A 13,126-nucleotide genomic window follows, 5' to 3' on the forward strand; every position below is an offset into this window, starting at 1 on the left:
TCTTCACAGGGCGCGGGTCGCGTCGTTGCCCCTGTTATATTGTATCATCGCTCCGCGATGAAACCCCGGCGCTCCGCAAGGCCGCGCAGAGGGCATCGAGCGTGTCCCGGAACCCGGCCGGACCGGCGAGCAGGCGCTCCATCAGGAGAGCACCCTCCAGGGTCGCCACCACCATGCGGGCGGTGGCGGCCGGCACCACGCCGGCGCGGACCTGACCCGTGGCGATCCCCGCAGTCAGCACCGCCTCGAGCCAGGCGATGTGCTTCTCGAAGAAACGCGTGATCTCGGCGCGCACGGGTTCGGGCAGGGCCTCCCCCTCGATCGCCAGGGCAGCGCAGAGGCAGCCGAGCCCGGCCTCGACGCCACCGAGATAGAGCCGCCCGTAGGCCGCGATCCGCCCGATCGCATTCGGTTCGTCCGAGAGAATTGCGGCAAGCGCCGCGTCATAGCGCGCGTCGTAAGCCGCCACGAGGGCGCGGGCGAGATCCGGTTTGGTCGGGAAATGGTGGTGGATGCTCGCCTTGCGGATCCCCACCGCCTCGGCGAGGTCGGCGTAGCTGAAGCCCGCATAGCCCCGCCGACGCACGAGGACCTCGCCCTGCAGCAGGAGTTCGGCCCGGGTGTCCCTCATCGTCCAGCCAATCCCTCCGCGCCGGCGTCCACGCGAGACCGTGATCGCCCGTAGCCCCACACGCTTGTCTATGCCGTTGACGGGATCGAAAATCTACCTACTACTTGGTAGAAAGAAGATCGGAGGAACACCATGCGGACGGATGCGGTCCGGCTGGGCGCAACGCGGCGCGGTGCCCTGTTCGGAGGCCTGTGCCTCTGCTGCCTGCCGACGCTCGGCCGCGCGGAGGGTTTCGACCTGAGCGAGGTCGGCCCCGGCATCTTCATCCGGCGCGGGCCCGACACCGAGGCGACCCGCGAGAACGACGACGCCATCGCCAATATCGGCTTCATCATCGGCGACCGATCGGTGCTCGTCACCGAATCCGGCGGCAGCCTCGCCGACGGCGCCTGGCTGCGCGCCGAGATCGTCAAGCGCACGGACAAGCCGATCAGCCACGTGGTGCTCAGCCATGTCCACCCGGACCATTGTTTCGGGGCGGGAGCCTTCGCGCAGGACAAGCCGGTCTATGTGGGGCATGCCGCGCTCCGGGCCGCCCTCGACGCGCGGGGCGACTATTATCGCGGCCGCCTCGCCGAGATCCTCGGGCCCGAGCGGGTCGGTCCCGTCGTCTATCCCACCCTCGAAGTGGCGGATGCGGCTGAGATCGACCTCGGTGGGCGTACGCTGCACGTCAGGGCCCACGGCGTGGCGCATACGAACTGCGACCTGTCCCTCCGCGATTCTGCCAGCGGCATCCTGTTTCCGGCCGACCTCCTCTTCGTCACCCGCATCCCCTCCCTCGACGGCAGCCTCACCGGCTGGCTGAAGGAAGTGGAACGGCTGCGCGCCACCGGTGCGGCCAAGGCTGTGCCGGGCCACGGGCCGACCCTCGTCGACCTCGCTCCGGCCCTCGACGACCTCACCCGCTATCTCACCACCCTCCGCGACGGGACCCGCTCGGCGATCGCAGCGGACATGCCGATCGAAACGGCCGTGCGAACGGTCGGGCAGGCCGAGCGCGACCGGTGGGTCCTGTTCGACACCTATCACGGCCGCAACATCACCCAGGCCTTCAAGGAACTGGAGTGGGAGTGAGGGTCCTTGAGGGCCCCCACGCCCGGCGCCACATAATAGTGAAGCCATCACAACAAGAACGACGACCCGCTAGGAGAAACGCCATGACGCGCTCGCTCGCCAAACCCGCCCTCGCCCGCTGCCTTCTGACGGCCCTCGCCCTGGCCCTGCCGCTCGCCGGCACCGTCGTGACGCCTCACCCGGTCCAAGCCGCCGGCGCCTCGGACGACGAAGCCGAGCGCCTCGCCCGCTGGAAGGAGATCCAGAAGTCGATCTTCGGCGAGAAGGCAATCGGGACGACCGACAGCCTGGTGAAGGTCGATGCACCGGTGCGGGCGCTCGATGCCTCCCTGGTGCCCATCACCCTGACCATGCCGGACAAGGACCGGATCGCGGCCGTCCACCTCATCATCGACGACAACCCGTCGCCCTACGCAGCACGCATCGCCTTCGGCCCCGGGGCCGATGCCGGCGAGATCAAGCTGCGGGTACGCGTGAACAACTACACCAACATCCACGCGGTGGTGGAGACCAAGGACGGCCAACTCTTCGAGACGACGAAGTTCGTGAAGGCGTCGGGCGGCTGCTCGGCGCCCATGGGCATGAGCGACGAGGAGGCGATGAAGGGCATGGGCGACATGAAGATGAAGTTTGCGGAAGGCCAGCCCGGACGCCCGCAGGAGGCGACGCTGATGATCCGCCATCCGAACTTCAGCGGCATGCAGATGAACCAGATCACCCGCGACTACACCCCGGCCCGCTACATCAACAAGGTCGCGATCACGCGCGGGGACCAGGCCGTGCTGACGCTCGACGGCGACATCTCGATCGCCGCGAACCCGGTCATCAATTTCGGGCTCCGGTCCGGCGTGCAAGGCCCGATCAAGGTGGTGGCGTCGGACAACCAGAACGGCCGCTGGGAGCACAGCTTCACGGCGCCGAGCGCGACCAACTGAGGGATCGGCACGATGAGGCAGCGGCTTCTCCGCATCGCCGTCGCGGGAACCGCCGCGCTCCTCCTGACGGCGGCCGGCCCGGCCATGGAACGTCCGGCGGATTCCCCCGTCAACGTGCCCGAACCGGATGGGATCTGGACCGGACCGCAGCGGGGCTACACTCCGGCCACCCTCTCGGGCGCCGTGGTCGTCGACATCGATGCCCTCGATGCCCTGATCGCCCGCGACAGGCCGGTGCTCCTCGACGTGTCCCTGGCCGATCGGCGGCCGGCCGGCTTCCCCGCCGATCGGCCCTGGCTCCCTGCCCACCGCTCCGTGCCGGGCGCGGTCTGGATGGCCAATGCCGGGGCAGCGCCCCTCGAGCCCGGCCGGGAGGACCTGTTCCTCAAACGCGTGGCGGACCTCACGGGCGGCGACAAGGGCCGGGCCATCGTCACCTTCTGCCATCCCGAATGCTGGGGCAGCTGGAACGCGGCCAAGCGGCTGGTGCTCCAGGGCTATGGCCGCGTGCACTGGTTCCCGGACGGCATCGAGGGCTGGCAGGAGCGCCACCCCACCACGGTCATTCCCGAGGACGCGGCCTGGGCGAACGGGCGGGCCGGGGGCGAAGCCCAGCGCTAGGCGGTTCCCGCGCCGGTTCGGGGCAGCTCGGGGCCGCGCCTGACAGATCGACGAAACCCACTCTCCGAGCCGGAAGATCGGAGTTGACAGAGCTTCAGTCGTGGCAGAATAAAGGCATCGACCGGCGACCCGAAGTCTAGGGAGGGACGCTCGCGAAAGAGCCTGAAGCTGCGACGCCATCGCTGCTATCGGCACACGCGGGCAAGACTTTCGGTCCGGCAATCCAGAGATTGATGACTTGCGATTCCGATGGAGATCGCCTTCGCGATCCCGGATCCACGCCATGCGTCCAGTCCCGATGAACTGACTGCACCCCCTGCACCCCGCGACAATGCGTGGGGACCGTCATGGGGGGCCGCGCGAACCCGACGCCATCGGTGTATAGAGGCGCCACCAGCAGACGGCCGCCGCGTTACCGTGGCCCGAACCAGCCGGGTGGAGTTCCATGTCGCAAGCCGTGCAGTCCCGCCGTATCCATGCGATCGACCTGGCCAAGCGGAAGAGCGAGGGCGCCAAGATCATCGCCCTGACCGCCTATCACGCGCACACCGCCGGCATCCTCGACCCGTATTGCGACTTCATCCTGGTGGGCGATTCCCTCGGCATGCTGATGCACGGCATGGAATCGACCCTGCCGGTGACGCTCGAGATGATGATCGTCCAGGCCCAGGCCGTGATGCGCGGGACCTCGCGGGCGCTCATCGTGGTGGACATGCCCTTCGGCTCCTACGAGGCGAGCCCGCAGCAGGCCTTCCTCAACGCCGCCCGCGTGCTCAAGGAGACGGGGGCCGGGGCGATCAAGATGGAGGGGGGCGCGCGCTTCGCCGAGACCGTGGCCTTCCTGGTGGAGCGCGGCGTGCCGGTGATGGGCCATATCGGCCTCACGCCCCAGTCGGTGAACACCATGGGGGGCTTCAAGGTGCAGGGCCGCGATCCGGACGGCGAGCGCCGGCTGATGGCGGATGCCCGCGCCATCAACGACGCGGGCGCCTTCGCCATCGTGATGGAGGGCATCGTCGAGCCCGTGGCGCGGGCCATCGCCACCGCCCCCGAGATCACCACGCCGACCATCGGCATCGGCGCCACCATGGCCTGCGACGGGCAGATCCTCGTCCTGGAGGACATGCTGGGCCTGAGCGAGCGCGTGCCGAAATTCGTGAAGCGCTTCGGCACCCTGCGGGGCCAGATCGAGGCCGCTGTGAAGGATTACGCCGAGGAGGTCCGCTCCGGCAGCTTCCCGGCCGAGGAGCACACGTATCCGCCGCTCTGACACGGCGTCCGCGCGCGCGGCGCGACGGATCGCTCCGCCGCGCCCCGGAGGCTACCAGCGATAGCCGATGCTGCCGAGCACCCGGCGACGCTCGCCGTAGTAACAGGCCGTGACGGAGCTGCAGCTGCTGACGATGCGCTCGTCCGAGACGTTCGACATGTTGACCGCGAAGCGCCAGCCTTCCCAGTCGTAGTGGGCGACGAGGTCGCCGACGACGTAGCCCGGCACCCGGAACTGATTGGCCGTGTCGGCGAAGGAACGCCCGACGCCGCGCACGCCGCCGCCGAACCCGAAGCCGCGCAGGGCCCCACTCTGGAACGTATAGTCGACGAAGAGCGAGCCGTACTGCTCCGGGGTGTTGGTCGGCGTCGTGCCGAGGAGGGCCGTGTTCAGGTCCCGGGTCACCGACAGGTCGTAGGCGGTGTAGGAGGCAATCCCCCGCAGCCCCGGCGCGAGGTTGGCGACCATCTCGATCTCGGCGCCGCGTGAATTCACCGCGCCGGTCTGGACCACCTGCTGGATGTTGAGCGGGTTGGTGGTCACGACGTTCGAGCGGGTCAGGTCGAACAGGGCGGCGGCGAAGTAGCCGTCGAAGCCGGGGGGCTTGTACTTCAGGCCGACCTCGGTCTGCTCGCTTCGCTCGGGCAGGAGCAGCTGGCCGGTGACGCCGTTGATGCCGACGGTCGGGTTGAAGCCCTGCGCATAGGAGACGTAAGGGGCAAGCCCGGATTCGTCGTTGTAGATCAGGGCGACGCGGCCGCTGAAGGCGCTGGTGTCCCGGCTGGTGCTGGCCCCGATGCGATTGTCGTTGTCCGTGGCGACCCAGTCGTGCCGGCCGCTGAGAACCAGGGAGACGTTCCCGAAGGTGATCTCGTCCTGTAGGTAGGCTGCGAACTGGTTCTGGGTGATCAGTGCGTTCTGGTAGGGCGCGCGCAAGGTGAGGGGCGTGTTGGGATAGATCGGCCGGATCAGGTTCAGCGACGGACCGGAGCCGAAGGCTGCGAAATCGTCGATCTGGTAGCGGCGGTACTCGAAGCCGGCGAGCACCGTATGGCCGACATCCCCCGTGCGGAACGGGATGATGAGCTGGTTGTCGACGTCGCTTTGCACCGCCGCGCCGCGGGTGAAGAAATCGAAGCGGCTGAGATTCGCCTGTGCGGCGGATTCTCCGAAGACGTAGCCGCCGCCGTAACGGTTCGACAGATTGACGGTGACGGTGCCGTGGCGGGCGTTCTGCCGGAACTTGATGTCGTTGTCGAAGCGGTGCTCGAACTCGTAACCGACCATGTCCTGGGACCGGGTCAGGCGGTCGGTCGCCGGGTCGCCGGTGAAGCGGCTGGTCTTGATGAAGCCGAAGGGCGCCGGCGTGACCGTCCCCTCGTAGGGCAGGAAGTTCTGTGTGCCCGCGCGGTCGCGTTGCACCTGGGCCAGAACCGTCAGCGAGGTGTCGGCGTCGGGCTTCCAGGTGATCGAGGGGGCGAAGAAGAAGCGGTCGTTGTTGACGAAATCGACCTGCGTGCCGCCGCCCCGGCCGAGGCCGACGAGGCGGTAGAACAGCTTGCCCTCGGTGCCGGCCTCCACCGGGCCGCCGATGTCGAAGCCGGCATAGGCGTTGCCGAAATTGTCGATACCGGTCTCGACGTAGCGGATCGGCACGATCGGCGGCCGCTTGCTCACCGCGTTGATGATGCCGCCGGGGCTGGCGCCGCCGTAGAGGCCGGAATTGGGGCCCCGCAGGATCTCGAGGCGCTCCAGGCCGAAGGGCTCGAGCTTCCAGGTGGCGAAGGCCGAGGTGAAGAGCTGCAGCCCGTCGAGGAAGTAGCCGGATTCCTGGGCGGTGAAGCCGCGAATCAGGAACCAGTCGTTGCGCGGGTCGGCGCCGAAGGTCTCGCCACGGATACCGGGTGCGTAGCGCACCGCCTCGGCGAGCGACGTCGGCTTCTGATCGTCGATCTGCTGGCGCCCGACCACGGAGATCGCCTGCGGAGTCCGGAGGATCGGCGTGTCGGTCTTTGTGCTGGAGACGGAGCGGGTCGCGACGTATCCGGCGATCGGGCCGCGCGGATCCTCGGCCGCGCCGATCACCGGTGCGCCGCGACGGTCGCCGACGACCTCCAGCGTGTCGAGGGTGACGCTCGACGCGCTCGGCGGGCTGGATTGCTGCGCCGCCGCCGGACCGGCCGCCCACGTGGCGAGGGCGGCGACAGAGCCCATCAGGGCGGCCCGGAGCCGGGAGGCGCTGTTCGGCGCTGACGAAGATGTGAGGAGAAGCGGCACGTTCGAACCTGAAGCCGGATGTATTTCGCCAGTTGGAACGAAAAGCCGGACCGGTCAACGGACAATACGCTGGCTGTAATTCAAGGTTCAACGTCGTGATGGCAAAGCAACATTTTAGAATTGGTACAATGATGTAGCGGGCTGCCGAGCGACCGGTCCGCCGGTTGCAGGAAACACGAACACAACTCAATGATCGTATCTGTACCCGACGGGTGCCACGCCGGATTTACGCGGCGACCCGCGGGGGCGATCCCCATCCCGCCATCGGGTTGTGAGCACCAGCGGCGGCGCGGCCGAAACGAGAACGGCCCCGCCGGAGGGGCGGGGCCGTCTTCTCGCGGGCATCGAAGGCGCGGCGAGCGCCGCGCGGGCCGTCTTTCTACTCGCAGACGCGGACGCGGCGGATATGCTCGTAGCCGTAGGCGTCCACGTAACCGCGGCGCTCCATGTGGCACACCTCCTCCTCGACATAGACCGGGCGCGGGGCGCGGTAGACGGGGCGGCCCGGATAGTAGCCGCCGTCATTCTGCGAGGAGGCGATGGCGCCGCCGATCGCGAGACCGCCGAGCACGCCGAGGGCGGCCGCGCCGCCCGGGCTGATGCCGTCGCGCGCCTGGGCGCTTGGGACCGCCGCGACGGCGACCGTGGCGGCCACGAGGGCCGCGACCAGCGAATTCTTCATAGCTCCGTTCCCTTGATCCCGAAGAGCGTGTGTCAGATCAGAAGCGTCACCGTGGAACGGAATCACCGAACGATTGATGAACGGTAAGCGTCCCCGTCGTTTCGCATCGCTCCCCTGTGCGATCCCTCACGCGGATTCCGCAGATCACGCAGGATTGTGCCGCTGGCGTGGCGGTTCCCGGGGCGTCGGGTCAGATCGTGCCGGTCGGCTCCTCCACCAGCGCGAGGAGCGTCCGGCGCAGCCAGCGATGGGCGGGATCGTCGTCGTAGGAGGCATGCCAGAGCATCGAGATCGCCACGTCCTCGAGCTCCACCGGCGCCGGGCTCACGGTAAGGCCCAGCGCCCCCGCGAAGAAGGTGGCGAGGCGGGCGTGCATGGTGGTGAGCACGGGGGCGCTGCGCACGAGGAACGGCACCGCCAGGAAGCGCGGCGTCGTCACCGCCAGGGTGCGGCTGCGCCCGAGCCGGGCCAGGGCATCGTCCACCACCCCGTGCGCCGTCTCCTTAAGGCTGGTCAGCACGTGGGGGAAGCGCAGGTAGTCGTCCAGCGAGATCGGCGGGGTCAGGCCCACGAGGCCGGCGTTGAACATGCAGAGGTAGCGGTCGCGATAAAGCAGGCGCTGCTTGTGGTGCGTCTGCCCCTCCGAGAAGAAGCCGATACCGAGGTCGACCCGGTCCGCATCGAGTTCCTGCAGGATGCGGATGCGGTCGATGGAGCGCAGGAGCAGGCTGATCCCCGGCGCCTCCGCCCGGAGATGGGCCAGCAGGCGCGGGCCGATCAGCACCTCGGCGCTGTCCGGCAGGCCGATGGTGAAGGTGCGTGTCACCGTGCGCGGGTCGAACTCGGCGTCGCGCCGCACCAGCGCCTGGATCTGCCGCAGCAGGGTCCGGACCGGCTCGGCCAGCGCGAGGGCCCGGGGCGTCGGGCGCATGCCCTCGGGCGCGCGGGTGAGGAGTTCGTCGGCGAACAGGGTTCGCAGGCGCGCGAGACTGCTGCTCATCGCCGACTGGCCGATGCCGATGCGGGCGGCGGCCCGGGTGACGCTGCGCTCGGCCAGGAGCGCGTCGAGGGCGACCAGCAAATTCAGGTCGACCCGGGAGAGATCGACGTGGTCAATCGTCATGATCGGTCCGTTCCGTTCAGTCCATGCCGTGGTGCACAGCATCTTTGCCCCATCGGCAAGGGCCTCGGGCCCTTCGCCCCGCCGAGGCGAGCCTCGCTCATGCCCCTTCGTACCACGCGCATCAGCGCCGCCGTGTGGTTGCCGCCCTCACGGGCCATGGCCCGGGCCGCGACGATCAAAACCCCTGACGGCGATGGAGATCGCCTCGCCGGCGACAGCGTCCCGGTGTCCGGACCAGACCCGCCGTAACCCATGAGCCCGCGTCCCTCCCCGAAGCGACGCGGTCCAACCACGAGCCTTGCGACCACGAGCCTTCCGACCACGTGCCGGGAGGCCCATGACGCTGCGGATCATCTGTTTCGAATGGATGGGTTTTGAGCCGCCTTCGCCGTCTTTTTCGGCTGGGCCTCGCGAACCCCTCGGGCCACAATGCCAGCTCCGAAACGACCCGGGACTCACCCATGCGCCGTAGCCTGCCGATTGCCCTGATGGCCCTGATGGCCGGAGCCGCCCTGCCCGCGTTGGCGCTGGAGGGGCCGATCCCGGCCAAGCCCGGGACGGCGACCACCGCACCGGCCGCCTCGGGAAAACCCCGCGTCGTGATCGTCGCCACCGGCGGCACCATCGCAGGGGCCGGCGCGGACGCCGCCAACAGCGCCACCTACCAGGCCGCCAAGGTGCCGGTGGACAAGCTGATCGCGGCCGTGCCGGCGATCGCGGGCGTGGCCGACGTCCGCGGCGAGCAGGCCTTCCAGATCGCCTCCGAGAGCTTCACCAACGCCCAGCTCATCGAGCTCGCCAAGAAGGTCTCCGCGCTGGTCAAGCGCGACGATGTCGACGGCATCGTCATCACCCACGGCACCGACACGGTGGAGGAGACGGCCTACTTCCTCGACCTCGTGGTGAAGACCGACAAGCCCATCGTGATGGTGGCCTCGATGCGCCCCTCGACCGCGATCTCTGCGGACGGCGCCCTCAACCTCCTCGACGCCGTCACCGTGGCGGGCGCCAAGGATGCCCGCGCCAAGGGCGTGCTCCTGACCATGAACGACGAGATCCAGGCGGGCCGCGACACCACCAAGCGCGTCAACATCAAGCCCTCGGCCTTCTTCAGCCAGTGGGGCCCGCTGGGCATGGTGGTGGAGGGCAAGACCTACTGGTTCCGCGCGCCGGTCAAGCGCCACGGCACGACCTCCGAGTTCGACATCGACGCCATCGACAGCCTGCCCGAGGTCGCCATCGTGTACGGTTCGGGCAACATGCACCCCGAGCCCTACACCTCGGCGGTGGCGGGGGGCGCCAAGGCGATCATCCACGCGGGCACCGGCAACGGCTCGGTGGCGGGCTACCTCGTCGACACCCTGAAGGACCTCCGCGCCAAGGGCGTTCAGGTCATTCGCTCATCCCGCGTCGGCGACGGCTTCGTCCTGCGCAACGCCGAGCAGCCCGACGACAAGTACGACTGGGTGGTGGCCCACGACCTGAACCCGCAGAAGGCCAAGATCCTGGCCGCCGTGGCGCTGACGAAGACGCAGGACTCCAAGGAGCTGCAGCGGATCTTCTGGGAGTATTGAGCGGCCCGGGTCGATGGCGGGGGCGATGTTCGGTGTCCGTTGCGGACCCGACCCGACCGTTCACGGCAGCCAGCATCGTTCCCAAAAGCCGTTGTTCGCGACGCGCCCGCCTTGCCGGGTGCGTCGCGCGGTCGATCTTCGTTCGACCGCCTCGGCGACGTTGTGTGATGGCTCTGGAGTGTGCCGTCGGCCGCACGCCCGGAGTTCGTCGCGCGAACCCGATCCGTTCTCCGATCACCGCATCATGCGAAACGTCGCCCGGATATGCTCCACGAACGCCGCCGGGTTTTCCATGGCTGCGAAGTGCCCTCCACGCTCCGCTTCGGCGAAGAAACGAAGGTCGGCGAAACGTTTCTCCGCCCAGCGGCGGGACAGGCGCAATTGTTCGCCAGGGAACAGGCTGACGCCGGCCGGTAGGGGTACGGGGGCGGACGGCATGCCCCTCCTCATCTCCTGCGCGGCCTCCTAATAGAAGCGCGCGGAGCTTGGTCCGGCATTGGGGAGCCAGTAGAGCTGTTCACGGCCGTGGTGCGAAGGATGGTGGACCGGACGCTGCTCCCGTCCGGCGAAGTACCCTGGCACCTGCCTCTCCCGGATCGGCTGCAGGCAGTGGGGCTTGCCTTGCTCTCACAGGCACTCAGCTTCGAGGTGGTCGCCTTGATGCGCGTGGTCGTCACGACTGCGCACCGGATGCCGGAGCTCGCCAAGTTGGCTGACCGGATCGGCCGGGATAGCGGCGTGTACTGCGTCGCCACGGCGATAGCGGGTGAGAACGCAACGGCAGAAGCAATCGACCGTGCCTCGACGGTGGCGAGCACGTTCATCGATCTGGTGTTCGTCCCCCATCAGATGCGCGCGTTGCTCGGCGACGATTCCATGAGGCTCGAAGCGGAAGCCCCACGAAGGGTCTCCGAGGCGATCGACCTCCTCTCGAAGGCCGGATGGCTCGCCGAGTGAAGGCCGCAGCGGTTCCCTCTGATGCGGCCTAGCCTTCGCTCGACCCCGTACGAGGACGCCGACGATCCTCACCAGAGGCGCAATCGCCAGCGGCCAGCCCGAAGCGGTCCGGCGCATCCCCACCCATCCCGGACCACACCCGAAGACACCACCCCTCAGAACTCCAGGCACGCCCCCTCACGTCAGCAGATAGCGCTGCGGCTCCAGCGGCGGCGGCGCTGTCTCGCCCAGCGCGTCGAGCACGATCCCGTCGATGGTGTGCAGGAGGGCGTCGAGCGGCAGGTCGTTCGGCGCGAGGCCGAACGGCTCCTCCAGTTCGTCACCGAGCGCATCGAGACCGAAGAAGGTGTAGGCGACGAGCGCCGTGGCCACCGGTGTCGCCCAGCCGAGAGAGGCGGCGAGACCGAAGGGCAGGAGCAGGCAGTAGACCCAGGCCGTGCGGTAGAGGAGCAGGGTGTAGGCGAAGGGCAGCGGGGTGTTCTGGATGCGCTCGCACACGACCTGGACCTGGGCCAGCGCCGCGATCCGGTGCTCCAGGGTTGCGAACAGCACGTCGGTGAGGGCGCCCCGGCGATACGCCTCGGCGAGGTCGGCGGTCAGCCGGGCCAGGATCGCGTCCGCCGCGCTCGGATGCCCGGCGAGCGCCCCGGCCTCGTCCGCCGGGAGCCAGGGCCCGGCCGCGACGGCGGGCTCGCCCCCGCGCAGTTGGGCGTGCAGGGCATGCGCGAAGGCCGAGAGGCGCCGCAGCGCGCGGCCGCGCCGGGAGGCCTCGGCCTCATCCGGCAGCAGGGCGTTGAGCAGCCGGGCGAGCCCCCGCGCCTCGACGACGAGGCTGCCCCAGGCCCGGCGCCCTTCCCACCAGCGGTCGTAGCAGGCGCTGTTACGAAAGCTCAGGAAGATCGACAGCGCGATTCCGATCAGGGTGAAGGGCCCGACCCCGGCGGTGATCGGGAACGCCTCCGGCCAGCGCCGCTCCACCGCCACCACCACGACCGCGATCCCGGTGATCCCCAGGACCTTGAGGGCCACCTGCGGCAGGATCGAGCCGCGCAGGGTGAACAGGATGTCGAACAGGCTCGGGCGCGAACGGACGATCATCGCACCGTCTTCTCAGGCCACGGCTTGTCCCGCAACCGCGCCACGTCGTCCGCGCGCCCCTCTCGCGTTCACGGATCCGGCGCTCAGAGCGACCAGCCCCCGTCGACCGAGATCGAGGCGCCGGTCACGAACGCCCCGAGATCGGAGCACATCCACAGGACCGCCTCCGCGATTTCCTCTGGCCGGCCCAAACGCCCGACCGGCTCCAGCGCGATCGCCTTCCGGATGTCGCCGCCGGTGAAGCGGTCCATCATCGGCGTCTCGATGTTGCCGGGCAGGACGGCATTCACCCGGATGTTCGAGGTGGCGTAGTCGAGGGCGGCGGACTTGGTCAGGCCGATGATCGCATGCTTGGACGCGGCGTAGCTCGCGCCGCCCGCCACGCCCCGGATGCCTGCCCCCGACGCGGTGTTGACCACCACACCGCCACCCTGGCGCAGCATCTGTGCGATCTCGTGCTTCATGCACACGAAGGTGCCGCGCAGGTTGATATCGAGGATCCGGTCCCACGCCTCCAGCGCGATCTCCGCGACCGGTGCGGCCTCGTTCTCAACCCCGGCATTGTTGAAGGCGATGTCGAGGCGGCCGAACACCGCGACGGTCCGCGCGACCGCCGCCTCGACCTGCTCCGGAACCGCGACGTCGCAGGCGATGGCCAGCACCGCGCCGCCGGTCGCCCGGATCGCATCCGCCACCGGCTGCAGCGCATCCTCCGCCCGGTCGATCAGGGCGACACGCGCCCCTTCCTGAGCGAAGGCGATGGCGGTGGCACGCCCGATGCCGCTGGCGGCTCCGGTGATGAAGGCGACCTTGTCGGTGAAGCGGTCGGGGCGGGACATGGCGGAATCTCCTCGCGTGGGGCCGGGATTGGATCCGGGCGT

13 protein-coding genes are annotated in these 13,126 nt (G+C 69.0%); 6 read left to right on the top strand and 7 right to left on the bottom strand.

From position 1 onward, the window contains the following. Window positions 1-34: 34 nt before the first annotated feature. Window positions 35-631, bottom strand: a complete 597-nt coding sequence (locus tag OF380_RS06245) for a TetR/AcrR family transcriptional regulator (protein ID WP_264049900.1) — start codon at window positions 629-631, stop codon at window positions 35-37. 132 nt (window positions 632-763) lie between these two features. Between OF380_RS06245 and OF380_RS06250 the strand changes: the two genes are divergently transcribed. The 4 genes from OF380_RS06250 to panB all read left to right on the top strand — a co-directional run bounded on the left by OF380_RS06250 (window position 764) and on the right by panB (window position 4,534). Beyond that, complete coding sequence (locus OF380_RS06250; RefSeq protein WP_264049902.1) at window positions 764-1,708, top strand: quinoprotein relay system zinc metallohydrolase 2; 945 nt, start codon at window positions 764-766, stop codon at window positions 1,706-1,708. Window positions 1,709-1,791: 83 nt separating this feature from the next. After that, window positions 1,792-2,643 (top strand): quinoprotein dehydrogenase-associated SoxYZ-like carrier, encoded by an 852-nt coding sequence (locus tag OF380_RS06255; protein WP_264049903.1) that lies wholly within the window; start codon window positions 1,792-1,794, stop codon window positions 2,641-2,643. Window positions 2,644-2,655: 12 nt separating this feature from the next. After that, complete coding sequence (locus tag OF380_RS06260) at window positions 2,656-3,264, top strand: rhodanese-like domain-containing protein (protein ID WP_264049904.1); 609 nt, start codon at window positions 2,656-2,658, stop codon at window positions 3,262-3,264. Window positions 3,265-3,709: 445 nt separating this feature from the next. Next, complete coding sequence (gene panB, locus OF380_RS06265) at window positions 3,710-4,534, top strand: 3-methyl-2-oxobutanoate hydroxymethyltransferase (RefSeq protein ID WP_264049905.1); 825 nt, start codon at window positions 3,710-3,712, stop codon at window positions 4,532-4,534. 51 nt (window positions 4,535-4,585) lie between these two features. Here the strand turns inward: panB and OF380_RS06270 are convergent, their stop codons facing one another. The 3 genes from OF380_RS06270 to OF380_RS06280 all read right to left on the bottom strand — a co-directional run bounded on the left by OF380_RS06270 (window position 4,586) and on the right by OF380_RS06280 (window position 8,616). After that, window positions 4,586-6,748 carry a TonB-dependent siderophore receptor gene (locus OF380_RS06270; protein WP_264049906.1) on the bottom strand — a complete coding sequence of 721 codons (2,163 nt, stop codon included), beginning with the start codon at window positions 6,746-6,748 and terminating at the stop codon, window positions 4,586-4,588. A gap of 442 nt (window positions 6,749-7,190) precedes the next feature. Continuing rightward, window positions 7,191-7,493 carry a hypothetical protein gene (locus OF380_RS06275; protein WP_264049907.1) on the bottom strand — a complete coding sequence of 101 codons (303 nt, stop codon included), beginning with the start codon at window positions 7,491-7,493 and terminating at the stop codon, window positions 7,191-7,193. 190 nt (window positions 7,494-7,683) lie between these two features. Further along, window positions 7,684-8,616 (bottom strand): LysR family transcriptional regulator, encoded by a 933-nt coding sequence (locus OF380_RS06280; RefSeq protein ID WP_264049908.1) that lies wholly within the window; start codon window positions 8,614-8,616, stop codon window positions 7,684-7,686. Window positions 8,617-9,077: 461 nt separating this feature from the next. On the opposite strand from OF380_RS06280, the gene OF380_RS06285 reads away from it, so the two are divergent. After that, complete coding sequence (locus OF380_RS06285) at window positions 9,078-10,190, top strand: asparaginase (protein WP_264049909.1); 1,113 nt, start codon at window positions 9,078-9,080, stop codon at window positions 10,188-10,190. A 234-nt stretch (window positions 10,191-10,424) separates the two neighbouring features. On the opposite strand, the gene OF380_RS06290 is transcribed toward OF380_RS06285, so the two are convergent. Further along, entirely contained in the window at window positions 10,425-10,628 is a 204-nt protein-coding gene (locus OF380_RS06290) for a hypothetical protein (RefSeq protein ID WP_264049910.1), read from the bottom strand. Between the two features lie 99 nt (window positions 10,629-10,727). On the opposite strand from OF380_RS06290, the gene OF380_RS06295 reads away from it, so the two are divergent. Further along, complete coding sequence (locus OF380_RS06295; RefSeq protein WP_264049912.1) at window positions 10,728-11,147, top strand: TetR/AcrR family transcriptional regulator C-terminal domain-containing protein; 420 nt, start codon at window positions 10,728-10,730, stop codon at window positions 11,145-11,147. Between the two features lie 177 nt (window positions 11,148-11,324). Here OF380_RS06295 and OF380_RS06300 read toward each other — a convergent pair whose 3' ends face one another. Both OF380_RS06300 and OF380_RS06305 read right to left on the bottom strand, forming a co-directional pair. Next, window positions 11,325-12,245 carry a bestrophin family protein gene (locus tag OF380_RS06300; RefSeq protein ID WP_264049913.1) on the bottom strand — a complete coding sequence of 307 codons (921 nt, stop codon included), beginning with the start codon at window positions 12,243-12,245 and terminating at the stop codon, window positions 11,325-11,327. A gap of 83 nt (window positions 12,246-12,328) precedes the next feature. Then, on the bottom strand, window positions 12,329-13,084 hold the full coding sequence (locus tag OF380_RS06305; protein WP_264049914.1) for a glucose 1-dehydrogenase: 756 nt from the start codon (window positions 13,082-13,084) through the stop codon (window positions 12,329-12,331). Window positions 13,085-13,126: the final 42 nt, after the last annotated feature.

Source organism: Methylobacterium sp. FF17, from assembly GCF_025813715.1.
Lineage (GTDB): Bacteria > Pseudomonadota > Alphaproteobacteria > Rhizobiales > Beijerinckiaceae > Methylobacterium > Methylobacterium flocculans.